The sequence below is a fragment of the Bradyrhizobium sp. LMG 9283 genome (genome assembly GCF_045571415.1).
In the GTDB taxonomy this organism is placed as follows: Bacteria; Pseudomonadota; Alphaproteobacteria; order Rhizobiales; family Xanthobacteraceae; genus Bradyrhizobium.
In genome coordinates this window covers 387056-410850 of sequence record NZ_CP120691.1, presented here as the reverse complement: position 1 = coordinate 410850, position 23795 = coordinate 387056, and the positions used below count along the sequence as shown (strand labels likewise).

Genomic DNA, 23795 nt, shown 5'->3' with positions numbered 1-23795 from the left:
CTTCGCCCGGAAAAGCACGAAGAAGTGAATTAACCCTTCAACTTTTCGGCAAGCGTATGGCCGAGGCGGGCGGGCGACGGAGACACTGTAATCCCTGCCGATTTCATCGCTTCGGTCTTGGAACCGGCGTCGCCCTTGCCGCCCGAAATGATCGCGCCGGCATGACCCATGCGGCGGCCGGGAGGGGCCGTGACACCAGCGATGAAGCCGACCATCGGCTTCTTGCGACCGCGCTTAGCCTCGTCCTTGAGGAACTGGGCGGCGTCCTCCTCGGCGGAACCGCCGATCTCGCCGATCATGATGATCGATTCGGTCTTGGGGTCGGCGAGCAGCATCTCCAGCACGTCGATGAATTCGGTTCCCTTGACCGGGTCGCCGCCGATGCCGACCGCGGTGGTCTGGCCGAGGCCTTCCTGGGAGGTCTGGAACACCGCCTCATAGGTCAGGGTGCCGGAGCGGGAGACGATGCCGACCGAGCCGGTCTTGAAGATGTTGGCGGGCATGATGCCGATCTTGCACTCGCCGGCAGTCATGACGCCCGGGCAGTTCGGCCCGATCAGGCGCGACTTGGAGCCGATCAGCGAACGCTTCACGCGGACCATGTCGACGACCGGAATGCCCTCGGTGATGCAAACGATCAGCGGGATCTCGGCGTCGATGGCTTCGCAGATCGCGTCCGCCGCACCCGGCGGCGGCACGTAGATCACCGACGCGTCGGCGCCGGTCTTCTCACGCGCCTCGCGCACGGTGTCGAACACCGGCAGGCCCAGATGCGTCGAGCCGCCTTTGCCCGGCGAGGTGCCGCCGACCATCTTGGTGCCGTAGGCGATCGCGGCCTCGGAGTGGAAGGTGCCGTTCTTGCCGGTGAAGCCCTGGCAGATGACCTTGGTGTTCTTGTCAATCAGGATGGACATGAGGTCTGCTTTCGCGAACTAACGAGTGAGAGGGTCAGTGGATGCGGCGGTAGACGCCGGTGAGGACGTCGGACCAGCCTTCCGCGTCCGGCGAGAACTGGATCTTCAACGAGTATGAATTGTCGTCGATGATCTCGTAGACGTGGCGCGCATTGCCGCGGAGCGAGCCGCGCACCAACGTCAGGGTCTTGCCGACCCACCCGCCTGAGGCGGGCGAGGGCGGCGTGTAGCCGAGCGAATCGTACCAGAACAATTTGTAGGTCCGGTCGTCGCGATCGTAGGTGAAGATGCCGTGGGTGGCGAAGACCTGCTTGCCGTCGCGCATCTGGACACTGTCCTGGATCAGATAGAATCCGTTGAGGTCCATGCGCGCGACGACGTGAGAGGTCGCCGGTCCGCCCTCCGTCCAGCGCGACGGAAAGACCACCTCTTCGCCATTCCATTCGCCGGCGAACGCGGCGAGACGCGCATGCTCGGGGAGCGGAGATGATGCGGCGAGATGGTCCTGGGCCATGGCCTTAGCCTCCCTTGACGGCCTTCACGATCTTCTGCGCGGCGTCGTCGAGATTGTCGGCCGGCACCACGTTCAGGCCGGATTCACGGATGATTTTCTTGCCGAGCTCGACATTGGTGCCTTCGAGGCGGACCACCAGCGGCACGCTGAGGCCAACCTCGCGCACGGCCGCCGTGACGCCCTCGGCGATCACGTCGCACTTCATGATGCCGCCGAAGATGTTGACCAGGATGCCCTTCACGTTGGGATCGGCGGTGATGATCTTGAACGCGGCCGCGACCTTCTCCTTGCTGGCGCTGCCGCCGACGTCGAGGAAGTTGGCCGGCGCCATGCCGTAGAGCTTGATGATGTCCATCGTCGCCATGGCGAGGCCGGCGCCGTTGACCATGCAGCCGATGTTGCCGTCGAGGGCGACGTAATTGAGGTCGTACTTGGACGCCTCGATTTCCTTGGCGTCTTCCTCGGTCTCGTCGCGCAGCGCGAGCACCTCGGGGTGACGGAACAGCGCGTTGTCGTCGAACGACACCTTGGCGTCGAGCACGCGGAGCTGGCCCTGCTTGGTCACGACCAGCGGGTTGATCTCCAGCATCGACATGTCCTTGGCGACGAAGGCCGCGTAGAGCTGCGCGGTGAGCTTCTCAGCCTGCTTGGCGAGATCGCCGGACAGGTTCAGCGCCTTCGCAACGGTGCGGCCGTGATGGCCCATGATTCCGGTCGCAGGATCGACCGAGAAGGTGACGATCTTCTCGGGGGTGTTGTGCGCGACGTCCTCGATGTTGACGCCGCCCTCGGTCGAGACGACGAAGGAGACGCGCGAGGTCTCGCGGTCGACCAGGATCGAGAGGTAGAATTCCTTGTCGATGTCGGAGCCGTCTTCGATGTAGAGGCGGTTGACCTGCTTGCCGGCCGGGCCGGTCTGCACGGTCACCAGGGTTGCGCCCAGCATCTGCTTGGCGAACTCGGCGACCTCGGCCGCCGATTTGGCGATGCGGACGCCGCCCTTGTCGCCAGCGCTGGCTTCCTTGAACTTGCCCTTGCCGCGGCCACCGGCGTGGATTTGGCTCTTCACCACCCAGACCGGGCCGGGCAGTGCCTTTGCCGCAGCTTCCGCGTCGGCGGCCTTGAGGACCGGCACGCCCTTGGAGATCGGCACGCCGAACTCATTCAGCAGCGCTTTGGCCTGATATTCATGGATATTCATATGGTCGCTCCCTGAACCCGCGGGCGGTGACCCCATGGGCCCACCTCAGTCTTGTGGCTGGCATACCATATACCACAGGAACTGCAACCCGGATTCTTTGACTTCGAGATCTCTGGACTGCGAACCGGAACCCCGCCCAGCCTTCAACAAGGGTTGCAGCCGGGGTCCGGAAGTGAAACCGCCGAAGACCGGTTTTCGATCTTCGGCGGGGTATTGTCTGCGCCTTAGCGGCCGAGAAGATCGGGGGCGATCTTCTTGCAGGCGTCGACCAGGCCCTGCACGGCGCCGACCGACTTATCGAAGGCCTCGCGATCCTTGCCGCCGAGCTCGATCTCGACGACGCGCTCGACGCCCTTGGAGCCGATCACGACGGGCACGCCGACATACATGTCCTTTACGCTGTATTCGCCGTTGAGATAGGCGGCGCAGGGCAGCACGCGCTTCTTGTCCTTCAGATAGCTCTCGGCCATCGCGATGGCGGACGCGGCCGGGGCATAGAAGGCCGAACCGGTCTTGAGCAGGTTGACGATCTCGGCACCGCCGTTGCGGGTGCGGTCGACGATCTCGTCGAGGCGCGCCTGCGAGGTCCAACCCATTTTGACGAGGTCGGGCAGCGGAATGCCGGCGACGGTGGAGTACTTCACCAGCGGCACCATGGTGTCGCCATGGCCGCCGAGCACGAAGGCGGTGACGTCTTCAACGGAGACGTTGAACTCGTCGGCCAGGAAGTAGCGGAAGCGCGCGGAATCCAGCACGCCGGCCATGCCGACGACCTTCTTGTGCGGCAGGCCCGACGCCTTCTGGAGCGCCCAGACCATCGCGTCGAGCGGGTTGGTGATGCAGATGACGAACGCGTCGGGAGCGTACTTCTTGATGCCGGCACCGACCTGCTCCATGACCTTGAGGTTGATGGAGAGGAGGTCGTCGCGGCTCATGCCGGGCTTGCGCGGCACGCCGGCGGTGACGATGCAGACCTTGGCGTTGTCGAGCGCCTCGTAGGAGTTCGCGCCGGTGTAGTGCGCATCGAAGCCGTCGACCGGCGATGACTGCGCGATGTCGAGCGCCTTGCCCTGCGGCATGCCCTCGGCGATGTCGAACATCACGACGTCGCCCAGTTCTTTCAGGCCGATGAGGTGAGCCAGCGTTCCGCCGATCTGACCGGAGCCAATCAAAGCAATCTTGTCGCGCGCCATGTGAACCTGTCCTTTAGACACGTAAGGAGGGGAAAACTGAGACGGGTGGTTATCCCTTTCGCCTCCCCCGTTCAAGTCGGTGAATGCCCATTTGTCGGGCTTGCCGACGCCTCGGGCACGCAGCCCTGTCATTCCGGGGCGTGCGGAGCACGAACCCGGAATCTCGCGCGACAATCTCGGGATTCCGGGTTCGCTTCGCGCCCCGGAATGACAGCGCTAGCGAAATAGGACTTAAGTCTCCACCAGGCCCTTGGTCGAGCCACTGGCCGTGGAATCCTTGCGGCCGTGAGGCAGCGCCAGATAGGATTCCGAGCTCATTTCGATCAGGCGCGAGGCGGTCCGCTTGAACTCGTTGGCCTCGTTCCCCTCGGTGGCGAGGTAGAGCGAGATCGGATTGGCGTCGGCCGAGGCCATCAGCTTCACGGCGTTGTCATAGAGCGTGTCGATCAGCGTGATGAAGCGCTTGGCCGCGTTGCGCTGGGAGAAGTCCATCACTGGAATATGGTCGACCAGGATGGTGTGATAGTCGTGCGCCAGCCTGAGGTAATCGGATGCACCTATCGGCTTCTCGCAGAGATCGGCGAAGGAGAACCGCGCCACGCCGTGGGCCGAGCACGGCACGTGCAGGATGCGGCCCTTGATCGAAATGTCGCGTGGCCTGCATTGGGCGCCGCCTGACATCCGCTTCCAGGCACGGTCGAGCGCGGCGTCCGCATCGCCATCCGCCGGTGTCAGCCACATCGGCACGCCCTGCAGTTTCTCCAACCGGAAGTCGGTGCGCGCATCGAGCCGCGCGACGTCCATGTGGTCGGTGATCTGCTTGATAAAGGGCAGGAACAGCGAGCGGTTGAGGCCACCCTTGTAGAGATCGTCGGGCGCGACGTTGGAGGTCGCGACCACGACCGTGCCGAGCTCGAACAATTTCGCGAACAGGCGCCCCAGGATCATCGCATCCGCGATGTCGGTCACGTGGAATTCGTCGAAGCAGAGCAGCCAGCTCTCCTCGAAGATCGCATTTGCGGTCAGCGCGATGACGTCGGCGTCGGCGATCTCGCCGCGCGCGATGCTCTGGCGATAATCGTAGATGCGCTCATGCACATCCGCCATGAATTCGTGGAAATGCGCGCGGCGCTTGTGCTCGACCGAGGAGTACTGAAAGAACAGATCCATCAGCATGGTCTTGCCGCGGCCGACCTCGCCATGGATGTAGAGCCCGCGCGGCGGATCATCCTTATCGCCACTGCTGAACAGGCGGCTGAGCAGGCCCTGCTTGCGCTGCGGCTTGTAGGTCGCGAGCCGCTGGTCGAGCGCCGCATAGGCCTCGGCGACCTCGGCCTGCGCAGCATCGGGCTCGATCGCGCCGGACGCGATCTCGGCCTGGTACGCTTCGCTGAATGGGGAACTGGGGGTCGAGAGCATAGCCCTTTACCGCCAGAGACCGCGGCAAATTGCAAGCCGTGAATTGAAGCCAGAGCTATGCGGTTTCGTGTCCCGGACGCGCTGCAGCGTGCAACGCTGCTGCGCAGAGCCGGGACCCACTATTTCGTACATCGATCGTGCAGCGATGGGCCCCGGCTCTGCGGCCGGGGCAGGAGAGATGCGCTATTCACACAGCTCGTAGGCGTCCTCGACCACATACGGGCCACCGCCCGTGGATGCGCGCGCAGAGAACAGCACAAAACGCTCGGCCATGAAGGCCTTGCTCGGGAAGTAGCCGCGCAGCGAGAGATAGTCGGCGACGTCGCGGTCGGAGGCGTCGTGCAGCCGGGCGAGCGTCACGTGCGGGATGAACTTGCGTCCCTCCGGATCGAGGCCGATCCGCTGCATCATGCGTTCGAGCTCGGCCTGCAATTCCATCAGCGGCTTGCTCGGCACGATGGTGGCGACCACCGCGCGCGGCTTGCGGCCGCCGAAGCTGGTGAGGCCCTGCACCTTGACCTCGAACGGCTTGCGGTCGACGCGAAACAGCATCGAGGCGATCTCGTTGGCGGAAGCGCCGTCGATATCGCCGATGAAGCGCAAGGTGACGTGATAATTTTCGGGATCGATCCAGCGGGCGCCCGGGAGGCCACCCCTCAAGTTGGAAAGCGACTGGCCGATCTCGGCCGGAATTTCCAGACCCGTGAACAAACGCGGCATCGTTTCGCACTCCCGATGCTTGGGTACAGCCCTCGAGCTAAGGACCATATCCAAATTAGAGCCGGCGACGAATCACCGGTACCCTGATTCCTATCGCAGTTGTGTGACTCTGCGAAGCTTGGCCCGCCTCACCCCCGCAAATCCCTGGGAATTAGGGTTGGCGCTGCCTGCTTTTCAACGCCGCTGCTCAGCGATCGTGCCAATGAATGCCTCCACCGTAGGCATGATCCTGCCGACGACGATGTCAACGCCGGCCGCCGTCGGATGAATGCCGTCGGCCTGGTTGAGCTTGGCGTCGGCCGCGACGCCATCGAGGAAGAACGGATAGAGCGGTACGTCGAATTGTTTCGCCAGATCCGGATAAATCGAATTGAAGCGCGCGGCATAGTCGGCGCCGTAATTCGGCGGCGCCAGCATGCCGCACAGCATCACCGCGATCTTGCGCGCCTTCAGGCGCTGAACGATTTCGGTCAGCGCGGCGCGCGTCAGGTCGGGATCGATGCCGCGCAGCGCGTCGTTGGCACCGAGCTCGACGATCACGCCATCGGTTCCATCGGGCACCGACCAGTCGAGCCGATCGCGGCCGCCGGAGGTGGTGTCGCCGGACACGCCGGCGTTGGTCATGTCGACCTCTATGCCCTTGGTCTGCAAGGCTTTTTGAAGCTTTTGCGGGAACGCCTCCTGGGCCGGAAGGCCAAGACCGGCGCTCAAGGAATCGCCGAGAACGACAAGCTTGACCGGTTTTGTTGCGCCCGCCCAAGCGGGGGGCGCAATCGTCATCAAGGCGAGCATCAACACGGCTATGTGCATGAACAATCCGTAACGCCTCTCGACCCCGCGTGCGGAGTTGCCATATGACCGGACCATGGACACGCGCATTGAACCCTCTTCGCTCGCCACGACCGCGATGGACACCATCGCCATCTCCAACGTCAATCTCTCATTGGGCACGGGCGCGGCACGCGTTCATATCCTCAAGGACATCAGCCTGCGCGTCGCCTCGGGCGAGACGATCGGCCTGATCGGCCCGTCAGGCTCGGGCAAATCCACGCTGCTGATGGTGATGGCGGGGCTGGAGCGTCCTGATAGTGGAGAGGTGGTGGTCAATGGCACGGCTTTCAATGCCCTCGACGAGGACGCGCTGGCCCGCTTTCGCGGCCGCCAGGTCGGCATCGTCTTCCAGTCCTTCCACCTGATCCCGACCATGACGGCGCTCGAGAACGTCGCCGTGCCGCTCGAGCTCGCCGGCAATCCCGATGCCGCCAAGCGCGCGGCGCAGGAGCTGCAATCGGTCGGGCTCGGCGATCGCCTGCATCACTATCCGACGCAGCTCTCCGGCGGCGAGCAGCAGCGCGTTGCGCTGGCCCGCGCGCTGGCGCCCGATCCCGCCATCCTCGTTGCCGACGAGCCGACCGGCAATCTCGATGAAACAACCGGCAAGCAGATCGTCGACCTGCTCTTCACCAAGCATGCCGAGCGCGGCATGACGCTGGTGCTGGTGACGCACGATTCCTCGCTGGCGCATCGCTGCGATCGCGTCATCCGCCTGCGCTCCGGGCGCATCGACACGCAGTCTGCGCCGGCATGAGCGCAGCAGTCGAATCGTTCGCGAAGCCGGGCGGCGTCGCGCTGTCGTTGCGTTACGCCCTGCGCGAATTGCGCGGGGGGTTGCGCGGCTTCTATGTCTTCATCGCCTGCATCGCGCTCGGCGTCATGGCGATTGCCGGCGTCGGCTCGGTCTCCGCAAGCCTGAGCGATGGTCTCGCCCGTGAAGGCCGCACACTGCTTGGCGGCGACGTCTCCTTCGTGCTGTTCCAGCGCGAGGCCAAGCCGGAGGAGGTCGCCTTCCTGCGCTCGCGCGGCACGGTCTCGACCGCCGCGACCCTGCGCGGCATGGCGCGCGCGTCCGATGGCAAGCTCGCGCTGGTCGAGATGAAGGCCGTCGACGACACCTATCCGATGCTGGGCCAGCTGACGCTGGCACCGCCGCTGCCGATGGCCGATCTGCTCGCGATGCGTGACGGCGCGTTCGGCGCCGCCGCCGACCCGACGCTGCTGGCGCGGCTTTCGCTCAAGACCGGCGACCGCGTCACGATCGGGTCCGCAACGTTCCAGATCCGCTCGACCGTCGAAGCCGAGCCCGACAAGCTCGCCGGCGGCATCGGCTTCGGCCCGCGCTTCCTGATCAGCGAGGAGGCCTTGCGCGCCACCGGGCTGATCCAGCCCGGCAGCCTGGTGCGCTGGGTCTACCGGGTGAAGCTGCCTGACACCGCCAACGGCGAGCGCGCGACCGAGGCCTTCATCGCGGATGCGCGGAGCGCCGCGCCGCAGGCCGGCTGGGAGATCCGCAGCCGCTCCAATGCCTCGCCGCAGCTCGAGCGCAACATCAACCGCTTCACCCAGTTCCTGACGCTGGTCGGCCTCGCCGCGCTGCTGGTCGGCGGTGTCGGCGTTGCCAATGCCGTGAAGAGCCATATCGACCGCCGGCTCGAGGTGATCGCGGCCCTCAAGGCCGTCGGCGCGACCGGACGCGACGTCTTCGGCATCTATCTGGCGCAAGTGATCCTGCTGGCCGCGATCGGATCGATGATCGGTCTTGCGCTCGGCGCCGCTATGCCCTTCGCCATCGTCGGGCTGTTCGGCAAGCTCTTGCCGCTACCGGTGGTGCCGGCGGTGCATGCCGACGAGCTCGCGCTGTCCTTCGTCTACGGCCTGCTCACAGCGCTCGCCTTCGGCCTGTGGCCGCTCGGGCGCGTGCATGACGTGCCGGTGGCGGCGCTGTTCCGCGACACCATCAGCTCCGAATGGCACCGGCCGCGCGCGAGCTATCTCGTGTTCATGGGTGTCGTGATCGCCCTGCTCATCGCGGTCGTGATCGGTCTCTCGTTCGACAAGCGCATCGCCGCAGTGTTCGTGGCCTCCTCCGTCGTCGTGTTCGCCCTGCTGCGCGGCATCGCCGCGCTGCTGATGACGATCGCGCGGCGGCTGCCGCGGACGCGGCTGCCGATGCTGCGGCTTGCGATCGCCAACATCCACCGGCCGGGCGCGCTGACGCCGTCCGTGGTGCTGTCGCTCGGACTCGGGCTCGCCGTGCTCGTCACCATCACCCAGATCGACGGCAATCTGCGCCGGCAGTTCCTCGCGGCGCTGCCCGACCGCGCACCCTCGTTCTTCTTCATAGACATTCCGAGCGCGCAGGCCGAGCAGTTCGACGGCTATCTGCGCCAGATCGCGCCAGGCGCGAAGGTCGAGGATGTGCCGATGCTGCGCGGCCGCATCGTCGCCGCACGCGGCGTGCGCGCCGAGGAGCTCAAGCCGACCACGGATTCCGAATGGGTGCTGCAGAGCGACCGCGGCCTGACCTATACAGCCGAACTGCCGAAGGGTTCGAAGGTGGTCGAGGGCGAGTGGTGGAGCGCGGACTATTCCGGCCCGCCGCTGGTCTCGATGGAGAAGAAGATCGCCGACGGGCTCGGCCTCAAGCTCGGGGACGAGGTGGTGGTCAACGTGCTCGGCCGCGACATCCCGGCGAAGATCAGCAATCTGCGCAACATCGACTGGCAGGGGATGGGCATCAATTTCGTCCTCGTCTTCTCGCCCAACGCCTTCAAGGGCGCGCCGCACACCCATATCGCGACGCTGACGGAGACGGCCGGAAATGCGGCAGGCGACGGCAAGATCATCAAGGAGGTCGCCGACGCCTACCCGATGGTGACGAGCGTGCGCGTGCGCGAGGTGATGGAGACGGTCGGCTCGGTCGTGACCAATCTGGCGCTGGCGATCCGCGGTGCCAGCGCCGTGACCCTGATCTCGGCGATCCTGGTGCTGGGCGGCGCGCTCGCCGCCGGCCACCGTCACCGGGTCTATGATGCGGTGATCCTGAAGACCCTGGGCGCGACGCGGCTGCGGCTGCTCGGCGCCTATGCCCTCGAATACCTCCTGATCGGGCTCGCCACCGCGGTGTTCGGCGTGATCGCCGGCAGCATCGCGGCCTGGATGATCGTGACGCGGCTGATGACGCTGAGCTTCGTCTGGCAGGCCGGCAGCGCGGCCGGCGTGGTCGCGGCCGCCCTGGTCGTCACCGTCGGGCTCGGGCTCGCCGGCACGCTCCTGGCGTTGAACAAAAAGCCAGCAACGGTGTTGCGGAATTTGTGACAAAATGTAGCGGGTGGCGGCGCCTTAGCGAAATCGCACGAATCCTACGATTAACCACGGCCGCTCGTCTGGATTGTGGCTGAGGGCGACATTCGGCCGCGCGTGGACGGTTGCAGCGAATGTGTTAGTTTCCCACATATCGAATGGGTTCGGAGCCCCGATTGTTAGCCAAAATTTAGTCGGCTGGCACCGGTATCCGAGATAGAATTTGACGAACCGGCGGCATGGCGACCCTCATGCCGGACCGGACCAACCAACGGGAATTCGACCATGTCGGACCTAGACCGTAACTACGCTTCTCCTTTCGGCAGGGCCGCCGGGCGTGTTGACGCCGCGACGGTCGATGCCGGCCTGCGCGCCTACATGCTGCGCATCTACAACTACATGAGCATCGGCCTCGCCGTCACCGGCCTTGCCGCGCTCGGCGTCTACATGGCCGCCGTGACCGACGTTCCGACCCCGGAAGCGGTCCGCGTCGGCAAGCTGTTCCTGACGCCGTTCGGCTACGCCATGTTCGTCAGCCCGCTGAAGTGGCTGTTCATGCTCGCGCCGCTCGCGATGGTGTTCGTGATCTCGGCGGGCATCAACCGTCTGGCACCCTCGACCGCCCAGATCCTGTTCTGGGTGTTCGCGGCGTTGATGGGCATCTCGCTGTCGTCGATCTTCCTGGTGTTCACGCACACCTCGATCGTGCGGGTGTTCTTCATCACCGCGGCGACCTTCGGTGCGCTGAGCCTGTACGGCTACACCACCAAGCGTGACCTGACCGGGATGGGCTCGTTCCTGTTCATGGGCCTGATCGGCATCATCATCGCGAGCCTGGTGAACCTGTTCCTGGCCAGCTCGATGCTGCAGTTCATCGTGTCGGTGGTCGGCGTGCTGGTGTTCGCGGGCCTCACCGCCTGGGATACCCAGCGGCTGAAGAACGACTACATCTACGGCTACGCCTCGGCCGGCGGTGACATCGCAGAGCGTGCGGCCATCACCGGCGCGCTGTCGCTGTACTTGAACTTCATCAACCTGTTCACGCTGCTGCTGCAGCTCCTCGGCCAGCGCGACTAAGCGATAGACCCGAGCGAACGACACGAACCCCGGCCGAGAGGCCGGGGTTTTTGTTTGGGCCGGGCTACCTCTACAAACGCCGTCATTGCGAGCGCAGCGAAGCAATCCAGCCTGTCTCCGCGGTGAGACTCTGGATTGCTCACATGGGGATTTGATGTGTCAAGATTTATGATCAGCTCTTTGTTCGATTGCAGGCCAGCTCTTCGTCCCGACCGCGGAACTTTTCGGATGGCGCGCGCAGATCAGGTCAAGACCGGCCCGTGAGGGCCGCCGCGAAGCGGCTTGGTCTTGACCTGAGCGAGCACGCCTTCAGGCTTGTTAGGTCGGGAAGTGCGGCGTGAACTACTCCTATGGTTGGCGATCCAAGGGTCGAGCCGGTTTTGGCAATCTGGTTTGCATGCCAGATCAAACTCACATTCGGTCGTTGCGCGGTGGCGACTGCACCAACATTCCGCTTGCGGCGGGCAGGCTCGAGAGGACGAGACCCTTCTTCGTTACGGCGTTTGAAGCCATGCAATCCATCGGTTCGTCCACCCGGATCGGCCGAGGCTGATCAACCTCGGCGGATTGGTTTTGAGGCTGAGAGGCGTGGTGTCAGGCGCCGGGCTTCACCACGGCTCCCTCGATCACGACGCCGGCGGTCACGTATTTCCACAGGGCCACGAGCAGCTTGCGCGCCAGTGCCACGATTGTGCGCTTGCGGCCGCGCTGGCTGTTGGCCTTGAACCACTGGGTCAGAGCCGATTGAGGCTGATGACGTATCCACAGCCAGGCGAGCTGGATCATCGTGGTTCTCAGGCGCGGATTGCCGGCCTTCGACACGCCCTGCTCACGCTCAATGCCGCCACTGCGCCATGGCGTGGCCGCAAGACCGGCATAGGACGCAACCTGGCGGCGGTTGGTGAACTGACGTGGAAGGCCTCCGACCAGAGAATGGCAGCAAAGTTCGGGCCCAGGCCCTTCAAGTCGAGCAGCATCGCGACCGGGTTCGATGCAGCCTTCTCGCCTGCTGGTCGGCTTGCAGCCAGCAATGCATCCTGCTCGCGCTCTACCGCCGCGATCTGGTCGAGCAGAAGTTCGAGCCGGTCGAGCTCGCGGCTGATCTGCGCCTTCAAATGCGCCGGCAGCAGCCGCCCGTCCCCCGTGCGCAAGGCCTCAAGCCGCGTCCGTCGATCGCGCCGCAGCGGCACGTAGTCGAATATCCCTTGCGCAAACAGAACACCCTTGATCCGGTTCACATGCACGATCCGCTCCGCGATCAAGGTCCGCCGCTCCCGGCAAAGCCTGCGGCGGTCCTCTTCTTCCGGAGAGGGGGCAACGACCATCGCGCAGACCCGTGGCTCGCCGCGCTTGTAGGCCAGAAGCGACCGCAACAGCGTCTCGCCGTCCAACCGGTCCGTCTTGGCCCGCCGGCGCCGGCGCGGCGTCGCGATCGAGGCCGGATCGACCACGTAGCTCTCGACGCCCTCCGACTGCAGAGTGCGGTGAAGCCAGAACCCATCCAGCCCCGCCTCCTGGATGGTGATAATCGGATAACTCTCGCCCGTTCGCGCCTGTGCCTTACGCTTCAGCGCTGCAAAGAGCTTCAAAAGCTCCGCAATAGCGCCGGCCTTCACGCTGTGTTTGGACATCTTCTCGCCCTTGCCGGGCGACAGCGATGTAACCAGCCAGGTCGAACGGCTCAGTTCCAATGACACAAAAATTGCGCCAATCTGCGTCCGGATAGCGGCCAGTCCGTCGGAAAGATGATCGAGCAACATCGTTGTCTCCAGGTTGAGTGCTTCAGCAACCTCAGTCTGGCCTCAGACCCGGTCGCTATCCACTCCCCATGGAATCTTCGTCGCAAGGGCTCCTCGCAATGACGGAGTATGGGGATGCGCCGAGGCCCTTCCAGCGGCCGCGGGAAGGTTCTAATCTTCCCGACATGTCCGCACCTGAAATCAGGCCTACGACCGAGGCCGACCTTCCCGCCATTACCGCCATCTACCAACAGGCCGTCCGCGAGGGCACCGCGACGTTCGAGCTGGAGCCGCCCGACCTTGCCGAGATGACGCGCCGCTATCGTGCGCTGATCGACGGCGGCTATCCCTATTTCGTCGCCATGCTGGACGGGCGCGTGGCCGGCTATGCCTATGCCGGCGCCTACCGCCCGCGGCCGGCCTATCGTTTTACGGTGGAGAACTCGATCTATCTCGATCCCTCCTTCCACCGCCGCGGTGTCGGCTCTCTGCTGCTGGAGCGGCTGATCGCCGAATGCGAGGCACGCGGCTTCCGCCAGATGATCGCGGTGATCGGCGATTCCGCCAATGCCGGATCAATCGGCGTGCACACCAGGGCCGGCTTCAAGATGATCGGCACGCATCCCAATGTCGGGCTGAAATTCGGCCGCTGGCTGGACACGGTGATGATGCAGCGCGACCTCGGCGAGGGGGCAACGACGGTGCCAGGGAAGTAAGCTCTCGTAGGGTGGGCAAAGCGCAAGCGTGCCCACCCTCAGAAGCGATTACGGAAGGGGTCGTTGGGACGGCGCGATGCGCCTTTGCCCAGCCTACGGCACCAGTCGCGCGGCTACACCACCGCCAGCTTGCGATCGATCACCAGCAGCACGCGCTCGAGCTCATGGCCGCGGCGCAGGATCAGGCCGGTCGCCGAGATCACGCTGTACATGCCCTGCTTGCGCGCGAGCCGCGGATCCTTCTCGATGCGATAGATCGGCACTTCCGAGGCGCGGCGATAGACCGAGAACACGGCGCGGTCCTTCAGGAAGTCGATGGCGTAATCGCGCCACTCGCCGTCGGCGACCATGCGGCCATAGAGATTGAGAATACGATGCAGCTCGAGCCGGTTGAACGTCACCCGGTTCGGCTGCGCATTCGCGGCGGGGCGCGCCGCCGCGCGCTGCTCGCTCGGATCGGCATCCTCCGACATCAGATTCATGGGAAGCGCCTCCTCATCGCACTGCAATGAACCGCATCCGCGAAAACCGTCCCCGGAACCGCGTTCATGACAATTGCATGATCGCGCCAACCGTTCCGCACCGCAAGGGGTTCAACCGCTCGAATCGGCTGTGAATCGGGACACACGCAATGGTGGAACTCTGTCGCGGCAAACCGTCACGGGATCGTGCTCAAGAATCTTAGTCTCGCCGCTTTTCCGCCAAGCGCCTGCCGCCCTGCATTGCGAAAAGAATCACGTGCGTTGACCCGGTCCTTTCGGTTCCGGATTCCTCAGCCCCCAGCCCCCCGGGGTCGAACAGGATCGGGTCTGTACGCACGGCAAGGAGGGCCAACGCAAGTTGGTCCTTTTTGGTTTGTGTCGGGATGTTTCCGGCGCCGAGCGACGTTTCCTCCAAACATCCGCGCGAAGTTTCTCTCCCCAGCTGCATCAGCGGGGTCTTGCATGGTTCTCGCGGCGATGCGCAGCATCGCCACGCGCGCAAAAGCGCGCTCCTCACCATGAGGATTGAGAGCAGAGTGCGGCGCTAAAAATCAGTGTCAGTGCAGGGACGTGTACGCCGCGCCCAGCATCGGGCCCGGCTTCTCACGGCTGCCGTCCTGGACGTACACCACCGCGCCGTCGACGCCGTCGCGCGTGAGGTTCTCGATCGGCACCGTCCAGCTTTCCGGACGCCCGGTCCAATCGCCGACCTTGAGCAGGTTGCGCACCACATTGTGATAGGTGACCTGCTGTCCGCGATTCTCGCCGCGGCTGATCGCGATCGGCACCGACTTGGCGATCGAGCAGATCCAGACTTCGCCGTGCGAGACCGTGGGCTCCTTGCTTGCGGCCACCGAGACGTTGATCTGCTTGCCCGAGAGCGACATCGTCACCGGCACGCTCATCACACCGGCGCCCTTGTCGGTCTTGCCGATCGCACTCTCGATGCCGGCGCGGTCGCTGCCGATCACATGCGTGGAGCCGTTGACGACGACTTGCGGTGTGTAAACTTCGCGGTCGCCGCGCATGCGCGAATAGGCACGTTGCCGTGCAGAGAACCGCGAATCCGCCAGCGTGTCCTTCCAGCCGAGATAGTCCCAATAGTCGATCGGCATGCTCAGGGCGATGACCGATGGATCTTTGGAGAGATCGCCGATGATCTGGTCGGCGGGCGGGCAGGACGAGCAGCCCTGCGAGGTAAACAATTCGACAACGGCGCGGGGATCAGCCTCGGCGGGACGGATGACGGCGATGATCGCACAGATGCCGAGAGCTCCCGACCAGAGGGCATTGGACCAACGTGAAACCGGATGAAAAGCCGTCATTGTCGTCATGTCGAACGCTGCACACCATTGCTCGTGAGAGAGAAATCTTATCGCCGGATGGTCACCGTAGTCTTACGGGGCGCGGTACATTCGTCCGTCCAGGCAACCCTCCAAGGGAGGTTTTCCGCCGGGCGGGCCCATCTGAAGCGTACCGCAAACGCGCGAAGGCGGCCTTTGATAGGCCGCCTTCGCTAGGGCTTCTACTCACTTCGCAGTGAGCCATCGTTCACAAATTCGCGCTTACGCCGCGAGCTTGCGCAGCACGTAGTGCAGGATGCCGCCGTTGCGGTAGTAGTCGAGCTCGTCCAGCGTATCGATGCGGCAGAGCAGCGAAACGCGCTGCAGCGAACCGTCGCCGGAGACGATCTCCGCGGTCAGCTTCTGGCGCGGCTTGAGGTCGCCGACGAGGCCGCGGATGGTCACCTTCTCGTCGCCCTTCAGGCCAAGCGATTGCCAGGAGGTGCCTTCCTCGAAGGTCAGCGGCAGCACGCCCATGCCGACCAGGTTGGAACGGTGGATGCGCTCGAAGCTCTGGCAGATCACGGCGCGCACGCCGAGCAGACGCGTGCCCTTGGCGGCCCAGTCGCGCGAGGAGCCGTTGCCGTATTCGGCACCGGCGAACACCACCAGCGGCACCTGCTCCTGCTGGTACTTCATCGCGGCGTCGTAGATCGACATCTGCTCGCCGTCGGGCCAGTGCTTGGTCAGACCGCCCTCAGGGATGTTTCCATCCGCGCCCTTGAGCATGAAGTTCTTGATGCGGATGTTGGCGAAAGTGCCGCGCATCATGACTTCATGGTTGCCGCGACGCGTGCCGTACTGATTGAAATCGGCGGGGCGCACCTGGTGCTCGCTGAGATATTTGCCGGCGGGCGAGGTGAGCTTGATCGAACCGGCCGGCGAGATGTGGTCGGTGGTGATCTTGTCGCCGAACATGGCGAGGACGCGCGCCTCGACGATGTCGGTGACCGGCTCCGGCTCCCTCTTCATGCCTTCGAAGTAAGGCGGGTTCTGCACATAGGTCGAAGACATGTTCCAGCGATAGGTTTCGCTCTCGACCGTCTTGATCTTGCGCCAGTTGGTGTCGCCCTTGAACACGTCGGCATACTTCTTCTTGAAGATCGACGCGGTCACGAACTTCTTCATGAAGGCGTTGATCTCCTTGGCCGTCGGCCAGATGTCCTTCAGGTACACCGGCTTGCCGTCCTTGCCCTCGCCGAGCGGCTCGGTGGCGAGGTTCTTGGTGACGCTGCCGGCGAGCGCGTGCGCAACGACCAGCGGCGGCGAGGCCAGATAGTTCGCCTGCACGTCCGGCGAGACGCGACCTTCGAAGTTGCGGTTACCGGAGAGCACGGCAGCAGCGACGATGCCGTTGTCGTTGATCGACTTCGAGATCTCCTCGGGCAGCGGACCGGAATTGCCGATGCAGGTGGTGCAGCCGAAGCCGACCAGGTTGAAGCCGACCTTATCGAGATCCTTCTGGAGACCGGAATTAGCGAGATACTCGGCCACGACCTGGCTGCCCGGGGCGAGCGAGGTCTTCACCCACGGCTTCGCTTTCAGGCCCTTGGCCGCCGCGTTACGCGCGAGTAGGCCCGCACCAATCAACACGCTGGGATTCGAGGTGTTGGTGCAGGAGGTGATCGCCGCGATCACGACGTCGCCATGGCCGAGATCGAAGTCCTTGCCTTCGACCGAGAAACGCTTCGCCGGCTCCTCGGCCTTCTTGTATTCACTGGCGAGCGCGAGCGAGAAGCCTTCGGCCACCGAGGGCAGCGCGATGCGGCCTTCGGGACGCTTCGGACCGGCCATCGACGGCACGACGTCGCCGAGGTCCAGTGTCAGCAATTCCGTGAACACCGGATCGGGCGACTTGGCAGTGCGGAACAGGCCCTGCGCCTTGGCATAGGCCTGCACCAGCGCGACGCGGGCCGAGGCACGACCGGAGGTCTTGAGGTAGTCAAGCGCGGCGGCGTCGACCGGGAAGAAGCCGCAGGTCGCGCCGTATTCGGGCGCCATGTTGGCGATGGTCGCCTTGTCGGCGACCGAAAGGTGGTCGAGGCCGGGGCCGAAGAACTCGACGAACTTGCCGACGACGCCGAGCTTGCGCAGCATCTGCGTCACGGTCAACACGAGGTCGGTCGCAGTGACGCCTTCCTTCAGCGCGCCCTTCAGCTTGAAGCCGACGACGTTGGGCAGCAGCATCGACAGCGGCTGGCCGAGCATGCAGGCTTCCGCCTCGATGCCGCCGACGCCCCAGCCGAGCACGGCGAGACCATTGACCATGGTGGTGTGGGAGTCGGTGCCGACCAGCGAATCGGGATAGGCGACCTCGAAGGTGCCGGTCTTCTTGCCGACCGTCATCTTCTCCTTCTTGGTCCAGACCGTCTGGGCTAGATATTCGAGGTTGACCTGGTGGCAGATGCCGGTGCCGGGCGGCACCACGGAGAAGTTCGAGAACGCCTTCTGGCCCCACTTCAGGAACTCGTAGCGCTCCTGGTTCTGCTTGTACTCCTCGACGACGTTCTTGCCGAAGGCCTTGTTGTCACCGAAGAAGTTCACGATCACGGAGTGATCGATGACGAGATCGACCGGCACCAGCGGGTTGATCTTCTCGGCGTCGCCGCCGAGCTTCTGCATCGCGTTGCGCATCGCGGCGAGGTCGACCACCGCGGGCACGCCGGTGAAGTCCTGCATCAGGACGCGCGCCGGGCGGAAGGCGATCTCATGCTCCAGCGATTTCTTGCGCAGCCATTTCGAGACCGCAACGATGTCTTCCTTCTTGACCGAGCGGCCGTCCTCGTTGCGCAGCAAATTCTCGAGCAGGACCTTCATCGAATAGGGAAGTTTCGAAATTCCCTTCAGACCATTCTTCTCGGCTGTAGGCAGGCTGTAATAGACATAGGTCTTGGCGCCGACCTTGAGGGTCTTTTTGCATTTGAAGCTGTCGAGCGAGGTCATGTAGGAAATCCCAATTGTTAGTTATACCCGGCAGGGTATCTTAACACCGTCAGCGTATCAGGCTGGGCCGCTTGCTGGGGCAGGTTGAGTTGCTGCATCAAGTAGTTCCGGGCTTATAGAAGCTTTCTAACCGCGCCGCCACAGCCACTATCGTGCCGCAGCAATCCGCGAGCCAAAAATTCCCATGCGCTACCCCAAGATTTCCTGAGGCCTGGCCTTGGACGGGTTGATACCAGGCAAAATGCAGCTGTCCGGGCGAGGGATCACCTGCGTGCGCGGCGGCCGCGAGGTGTTTGCTGGGCTCGATTTCGAGGCCCTCTCCGGCGAAGCTGTGGCGGTGGTCGGCCGCAACGGCTCAGGCAAGACCTCGCTGCTGCGGCTGATCGCCGGCCTTCTCGTTCCGGCCGGCGGCACGATCGTACTGGACGGGGGCGACGCCGACATGACGCTGCCCGAGCAGTGCCACTATCTCGGCCATCGCGACGCCCTGAAGCCGGCGCTGAGCGTGGCTGAAAATCTGTCATTCTGGGCTGATTTCCTGGGCGGCGAGCGCAGCGATGTGGCTGAAAGCCTCGCCATTGTCGGCCTCGACCACACCACCCATCTGCCCGCGGCTTTCCTGTCCGCCGGCCAGCGCCGCCGGCTGTCGCTGGCCCGGCTGCTGACGGTTCGACGGCCAATCTGGCTGCTGGACGAGCCGACCAATGCGCTGGATGTCGCCGGCCAGGAGATGTTCGGCGGGCTGATGCGGGAGCATCTGGCGCGAGGCGGGATGATCATCGCGGCGACCCATTCGCCGCTGGGGATCGAATCGCGGGAGCTGCGGATCGGGGGGATGGCGTGATGCGTCGGGACCCTCAGCTTTTCGAACGGCCAGGCGCTGCTCTCGGACCCGGGACGCAGCCGTCGCCGCGGGCTCCCTCGCCTCTTCCGCTTGCGGGAGAGGCCGGCGCGCAGCGCCGGGTGAGGGTTCTCTCCTCTAGGGGAGTCTTCGTTGTCGAGACACCCTCTCCCCAGCCCTCCCCCGCAGGCTGTTCAGTCCGGGGACATAGTGGACGGGTGTTCGGAGACATCGTGGACACTTTCGGTCGTTCCGTCGAGAGGCCGGATGTCGACGGTTGCGATGAGCTGGGTTCTGAAGACGACGTCGAAGACGCCGTCTTGTGTGGTTGGCCGGAACGCGACTGCTTTGCCGCGGAAGGCCTTGGGGACTTTGAGGTTGCGGCCGAGGAAGCTGACGTGCCCGCCCTGTTGGACGCGGCGCACGGCGTCGCCTGGTGCGTATTCGAAGGGTGCGACGGTCTCGACATAGTCGCGCGGGCTCGGCTGATAGCGGCTGGCCGGCACGGCGAGCTCGAGCGCTTCGTGCGGCCGTTGCGTGTTGTAGACCGTGCGCCATCGCTCGAAAGCACGCTGGGCGGCGGCAATATCGGTGAAGGAAGGAGCCGACAACACTTCGGCCTTGAGGCTACGGTGGAAGCGTTCGTCCTTGCCCATGGTCTGCGGATGATAGGGCCGCGAATGGCTGATCTTGATGCCATGCTCGATCAGCCAAACCCCGAGCGGGGTGAATGGGCTGCCCGGACCGTCGCCCCAGGGCGAGCCGTTGTCGGTGATCAGTCTCTCGGGCAGGCCGTAACGGCGGAAAGCCGCGATGAGATGCTGCCTGACCGTCTCGGTCTGCTCGTCGGCGCACGCCGCCAGTGCCACCGAAAAGCGCGAGTGATCGTCGAGCACGGTCAGCGGATGAAGCCGGCCGACATGCAAGGCCACGTGGCCCTTGAAGTCCATCTGCCACAACTCGTTCGGCCGCGACCGCTCGAAACGGGTGAAGGCGGGCGAACCGCCGCCGAACTTGCCCAGTTCCATCCCATGTCGCTTCAAGATCGCCGTGACCGTCGAAGGCGCCGGAACGGCGTCCCGCCCCAGATCCTTCAGTCGCCTGGCGATCTTGCGCCCACCCCAAGCCGGATGCTCGGCTCGCACCGAGAGCACGGCATCCTCGATCGCCGCAACACTGCGCGCCGGCGAACGCTGCGGTCGACGCGACTGCTCCTGAAGCCCATTGATCCCGGCCGATTGCCATCGCTCCAGCCACTTGTAGCCGGTCGTCGGGCTGATGCCGAACCGACGACACAATTGCCGAACATTGGCTCCTTCCTCCGAGGCCAACATCACAAACTCCAATCTCGCGTCCATCCGAGATACCTCGCGGAACGGCATCCGACAGCCTCCTTGATTCGCTGCCGAAAGTGTCCACGATGTCTCCGAACACCCGTCCACTATGTCCCCGGTCCGAACACAGGCGGGGGAGGGAGCGCACCGCGCCTGGGGTACGTTGGGAGCACCCCATGACCGCCCTGTCCGCCCTGATCAGCCGAGACATCAGGATCGCGCTCCGGGTTGGCGGCGGGGCGCTGATCGGGGTGCTGTTCTTCCTCACCGTGGTGGTGCTGATGCCGTTCGCGGTCGGGCCGGATCTGGCGCTGCTGTCGCGGCTGGGACCGGCGATCCTGTGGCTCGGCGCGCTCCTGGCGAGCCTGCTGACCCTGGACCGGCTGTTCATGGCCGACCATGAGGACGGCTCGCTGGACCTGATCACGATGAGCCGTACCCCATTGGAACTCGCCTGCGCCGCCAAGGCGCTGGCGCATTGGCTGGCCGCCGGCCTGCCGCTGATTGTCGCAACCCCCGTGCTCGGCCTCTTCCTCAACCTCGACATGGTCGCGACCGGTGCGGTGGCGCTGACGCTGCTTGCGGGAACCCCGGCCCTGACCTTCACCGGCATGATCGGTGCGGCGCTGGCGGTGACGCTGCACCGTGGCGGATTGCTGATGGCCGTTCTCGTACTGCCGTTGTCGATTCCTGTGCTGATTTTCGGCGTCGCGGCCTCACAGGCGGTGATCGTCGGCCCGATGACCTTCGGCGCACCGTTCTCGATCCTGTGCGCGCTGTCGCTGGTCAGCCTCGTGATCGGCCCGTTCGCGGCAGCAGCGAGCCTGCGGCATGGACTGGACTGACCTTGACCCCATCAACTTTCGCTGCCCACTTTTATGCTGATTGCGTGAGCAGCCCCCGGTGATTATCAGGTTACTATGTCGCTGATCGACCTCGCCAACCCCACGCGGTTCCTCGCGCTGACAGCGCGGGTGTTGCCGTGGCTGGCGGGTGCGACCGTCATCCTGCTCGCCATCGGCCTTTATCAATCCGCCTACGCGCCAGACGACTATCAGCAGGGCGCGACCGTCAAGATCATGTTCATCCACGTGCCCAATGCCTGGCTGTCGATGTTCGTCTGGGGCGTGATGAGCATTGCCTCGCTGGGCACGCTGGTGTGGCGGCATCCGCTCGCCGACGTCGCCGCGAAAGCGGCCGCACCCATCGGCGCCGCCTTCACCTTCCTCGCGCTGCTCACGGGCTCGCTGTGGGGCCGGCCGATGTGGGGCACCTATTGGGAATGGGACGCGCGGCTGACCTCGGTGCTGATCCTGTTCCTGATGTATCTCGGCCTGATGGCACTGTGGCGCGCGGTCGACGATCCCTCGCGCGCGGCGCGCGCCGCGGCGGTACTGACGCTGGTCGGCGCAATCAACCTGCCGATCATCAAGTTCTCGGTCGACTGGTGGAACACGCTGCACCAGCCGGCGTCGGTGATGCGCATGGGCGGCTCGACGCTCGACAAATCCTTCCTGATTCCGCTGCTGGTGATGGCGATCGCCTTCACGCTGCTGTTCGTCACGCTGCATTTGGCGGCGATGCGCAACGAGATCCTGCGCCGCCGCGTCCGCTCGCTGCAGATGATGCAGGCCAGCCGCGTCGCGTTCTCGAGCGAGTTGGGCACCGGCTCGCATCAAGAAAACGTGTCAAAAGGGGCAGCGTGATCATGTCGCTCGGTCCTTACGCGTCCTTCATTGTGGCGTCTTACGCGGGTGCCGCGCTCGTGATCGTGATCCTGATCGGCTGGGTCATGCTCGATTATCGCAGCCAGACGCAGCGCCTGCGCGAGCTGGAGCAGCGCGGCATCACCCGCCGGTCGGGCCGCAGCGCGACGGAGCCGCAATGAGCGATCAGTCGAGCTCCGCTCCGCCGCAGCGGCGCACCTTCCTGATGGCGCTGCCGCTGATCGCCTTCCTCGGTCTCGCGCTGCTGTTCTGGTTCAGGCTCGGCAGCGGCGATCCCTCGCGAATTCCTTCGGCGCTGATCGGCCAGCCCGCACCGCAGACGATGCTGTCGCCGCTGGAGGGATTGCAGGACAACGGCACGCAGGTGCCGGGGCTCGATCCCGCCGCCTTCAAGGGCAAGGTCAGCCTGGTCAACGTCTGGGCGTCCTGGTGCGTACCGTGCCATGACGAGGCCCCGCTCTTGACCGAGCTCGCCAAGGACAAGCGCTTCCAGCTGGTCGGCATCAACTACAAAGACGCCGCCGACAACGCGCGCCGCTTCCTCGGCCGCTATGGCAACCCGTTCGGCCGCGTCGGCGTCGATGCCAACGGCCGCGCCTCGATCGAATGGGGCGTCTATGGCGTGCCGGAGACGTTCGTCGTCAGTCGCGAGGGCACCATCGTCTACAAGCTGGTCGGCCCGATCACGCCGGACAATCTGCGGACGGTGTTGATGCCGCAGCTGGAGAAGGCGTTGAAGGCGGGGTCGTAGAGCGGTCTCGTGCCCCGGACGCTGCGCAGCGATCCTTCATCGATGCGCTGCAGAGCCGGGGCCCATGTCACCACCATGGCGCTGCTGGAGAGAGCCTGGGTCCCGGCTCGCGCTTCGCGCGTCCGGGACACGAGACCTACCCCTTCCTGACATCCCCCGCTTCCGCCTCGCTCGCTTCCAGCGACGCTGGCGCGATCCCGTAGCGCTTGGTCAGCGGCATCTGGGCGATGGCGAAGATCATGGTCAGCGTGGTCACGCCAAACACCTTGAAGTTCACCCAGAAGTCCGTGCTCTGGGTGCGCCAGATGATCTCGTTCAGCACCGCCAGGCCGGCGAAGAACAGCGCCCAGCGCAGCGTGAGGATGCGCCAGCCCTGCGGCGTCAGGTTGAACATCTGGTCGAACATCACGGCGATGAAGGAGCGGCCGAACAGCAGGCCGCCGCCGAGGATCGCGGCGAACAGGCCGTAGATGATGGTCGGCTTGACCTTGATGAAGGTCTCGTCGTGCAGCACCAGCGTCAGCGTGCCGAACACCAGCACGATCACGCCCGTCACGATCGCCATGATCGGGATGTGGCGCGTCACCACGTAGGAGGCGGCCATCGCCGCCACGATCGCAACCATGAAGGCGCCGGTCGCGGCGAACAGATTGAACTTCGCATTAACGAAGAAGAACACGAGCAGCGGACCGAGCTCGGTCGCAAGCTTGAACAGCGGATGCGGCTGGGTCTTGTCCATTC

21 protein-coding genes and 1 pseudogene are annotated in these 23795 nt (G+C 64.7%); 9 read left to right on the top strand and 13 right to left on the bottom strand.

Annotation, left to right across the window (positions count from 1 at the left end; all coding sequences use genetic code 11):
• Positions 1-29: 29 nt before the first annotated feature.
• The 7 genes from sucD to P6U29_RS01905 all read right to left on the bottom strand — a co-directional run bounded on the left by sucD (position 30) and on the right by P6U29_RS01905 (position 6771).
• Positions 30-914: a succinate--CoA ligase subunit alpha gene (gene sucD, locus P6U29_RS01935; RefSeq protein ID WP_407116085.1), complete on the bottom strand. Its 885-nt coding sequence runs from the start codon at positions 912-914 to the stop codon at positions 30-32.
• 34 nt (positions 915-948) lie between these two features.
• The gene (locus P6U29_RS01930) at positions 949-1428 is read right to left on the bottom strand and encodes a DUF1579 domain-containing protein (protein WP_407116084.1); all 480 of its coding nucleotides are present in this window, start codon (positions 1426-1428) and stop codon (positions 949-951) included.
• 4 nt (positions 1429-1432) lie between these two features.
• Positions 1433-2629, bottom strand: coding sequence for an ADP-forming succinate--CoA ligase subunit beta (gene sucC, locus P6U29_RS01925; protein ID WP_407116083.1), 1197 nt, complete (start codon positions 2627-2629; stop codon positions 1433-1435).
• Between the two features lie 224 nt (positions 2630-2853).
• Positions 2854-3822: a malate dehydrogenase gene (gene mdh, locus P6U29_RS01920; protein ID WP_407116082.1), complete on the bottom strand. Its 969-nt coding sequence runs from the start codon at positions 3820-3822 to the stop codon at positions 2854-2856.
• A gap of 231 nt (positions 3823-4053) precedes the next feature.
• Positions 4054-5241, bottom strand: coding sequence for a cell division protein ZapE (gene zapE, locus P6U29_RS01915; protein WP_407116081.1), 1188 nt, complete (start codon positions 5239-5241; stop codon positions 4054-4056).
• Positions 5242-5424: 183 nt separating this feature from the next.
• A complete protein-coding gene (gene thpR / locus P6U29_RS01910; protein ID WP_407116080.1) occupies positions 5425-5961 on the bottom strand; it encodes an RNA 2',3'-cyclic phosphodiesterase in 537 nt (178 codons plus the stop codon).
• A gap of 174 nt (positions 5962-6135) precedes the next feature.
• Positions 6136-6771: an arylesterase gene (locus P6U29_RS01905; RefSeq protein ID WP_407116079.1), complete on the bottom strand. Its 636-nt coding sequence runs from the start codon at positions 6769-6771 to the stop codon at positions 6136-6138.
• A gap of 55 nt (positions 6772-6826) precedes the next feature.
• On the opposite strand from P6U29_RS01905, the gene P6U29_RS01900 reads away from it, so the two are divergent.
• From P6U29_RS01900 to P6U29_RS01890, 3 genes are all read left to right on the top strand, one after another.
• Positions 6827-7549, top strand: a complete 723-nt coding sequence (locus P6U29_RS01900) for an ABC transporter ATP-binding protein (protein ID WP_407116078.1) — start codon at positions 6827-6829, stop codon at positions 7547-7549.
• Entirely contained in the window at positions 7546-10116 is a 2571-nt protein-coding gene (locus tag P6U29_RS01895; RefSeq protein WP_407116077.1) for an ABC transporter permease, read from the top strand. The genes P6U29_RS01900 and P6U29_RS01895 overlap by 4 nt, the downstream gene beginning before the upstream one ends.
• 270 nt (positions 10117-10386) lie before the next feature.
• A complete protein-coding gene (locus P6U29_RS01890) occupies positions 10387-11178 on the top strand; it encodes a Bax inhibitor-1/YccA family protein (RefSeq protein WP_407116076.1) in 792 nt (263 codons plus the stop codon).
• A 594-nt stretch (positions 11179-11772) separates the two neighbouring features.
• Here P6U29_RS01890 and P6U29_RS01885 read toward each other — a convergent pair.
• Positions 11773-12938: pseudogene (locus P6U29_RS01885) on the bottom strand (IS110 family transposase).
• A gap of 164 nt (positions 12939-13102) precedes the next feature.
• On the opposite strand from P6U29_RS01885, the gene P6U29_RS01880 reads away from it, so the two are divergent.
• Positions 13103-13633: a GNAT family N-acetyltransferase gene (locus P6U29_RS01880; protein WP_407116075.1), complete on the top strand. Its 531-nt coding sequence runs from the start codon at positions 13103-13105 to the stop codon at positions 13631-13633.
• A gap of 113 nt (positions 13634-13746) precedes the next feature.
• Here the strand turns inward: P6U29_RS01880 and P6U29_RS01875 are convergent, their stop codons facing one another.
• The 3 genes from P6U29_RS01875 to acnA form a co-directional block, all read right to left on the bottom strand.
• Positions 13747-14115 (bottom strand): DUF2794 domain-containing protein, encoded by a 369-nt coding sequence (locus P6U29_RS01875; protein WP_407116074.1) that lies wholly within the window; start codon positions 14113-14115, stop codon positions 13747-13749.
• 557 nt (positions 14116-14672) lie between these two features.
• Positions 14673-15449: a DUF1223 domain-containing protein gene (locus P6U29_RS01870; RefSeq protein WP_407116073.1), complete on the bottom strand. Its 777-nt coding sequence runs from the start codon at positions 15447-15449 to the stop codon at positions 14673-14675.
• Positions 15450-15680: 231 nt separating this feature from the next.
• Positions 15681-18401 carry an aconitate hydratase AcnA gene (gene acnA / locus P6U29_RS01865; RefSeq protein WP_407116072.1) on the bottom strand — a complete coding sequence of 907 codons (2721 nt, stop codon included), beginning with the start codon at positions 18399-18401 and terminating at the stop codon, positions 15681-15683.
• Positions 18402-18642: 241 nt separating this feature from the next.
• Between acnA and ccmA the strand changes: the two genes are divergently transcribed.
• Positions 18643-19245 carry a heme ABC exporter ATP-binding protein CcmA gene (gene ccmA / locus P6U29_RS01860; protein ID WP_407116071.1) on the top strand — a complete coding sequence of 201 codons (603 nt, stop codon included), beginning with the start codon at positions 18643-18645 and terminating at the stop codon, positions 19243-19245.
• 191 nt (positions 19246-19436) lie between these two features.
• Here ccmA and P6U29_RS01855 read toward each other — a convergent pair whose 3' ends face one another.
• Complete coding sequence (locus P6U29_RS01855) at positions 19437-20624, bottom strand: IS481 family transposase (RefSeq protein WP_407116070.1); 1188 nt, start codon at positions 20622-20624, stop codon at positions 19437-19439.
• Between the two features lie 128 nt (positions 20625-20752).
• Between P6U29_RS01855 and ccmB the strand changes: the two genes are divergently transcribed.
• From ccmB to P6U29_RS01835, 4 genes are all read left to right on the top strand, one after another.
• Positions 20753-21421 (top strand): heme exporter protein CcmB, encoded by a 669-nt coding sequence (ccmB, locus tag P6U29_RS01850; protein ID WP_407116069.1) that lies wholly within the window; start codon positions 20753-20755, stop codon positions 21419-21421.
• Positions 21422-21496: 75 nt separating this feature from the next.
• Positions 21497-22282, top strand: a complete 786-nt coding sequence (locus tag P6U29_RS01845) for a heme ABC transporter permease (RefSeq protein WP_407116068.1) — start codon at positions 21497-21499, stop codon at positions 22280-22282.
• Positions 22279-22464, top strand: a complete 186-nt coding sequence (gene ccmD / locus P6U29_RS01840; RefSeq protein ID WP_407116067.1) for a heme exporter protein CcmD — start codon at positions 22279-22281, stop codon at positions 22462-22464. The genes P6U29_RS01845 and ccmD overlap by 4 nt, the downstream gene beginning before the upstream one ends.
• Complete coding sequence (locus P6U29_RS01835; RefSeq protein ID WP_407116066.1) at positions 22461-23054, top strand: DsbE family thiol:disulfide interchange protein; 594 nt, start codon at positions 22461-22463, stop codon at positions 23052-23054. Before ccmD ends, P6U29_RS01835 begins: the two co-directional genes overlap by 4 nt.
• Before the next feature lie 136 nt (positions 23055-23190).
• On the opposite strand, the gene P6U29_RS01830 is transcribed toward P6U29_RS01835, so the two are convergent.
• The gene (locus P6U29_RS01830; protein ID WP_407116065.1) at positions 23191-23793 is read right to left on the bottom strand and encodes a septation protein A; all 603 of its coding nucleotides are present in this window, start codon (positions 23791-23793) and stop codon (positions 23191-23193) included.
• Between the last annotated feature and the right edge of the window lie 2 nt (positions 23794-23795).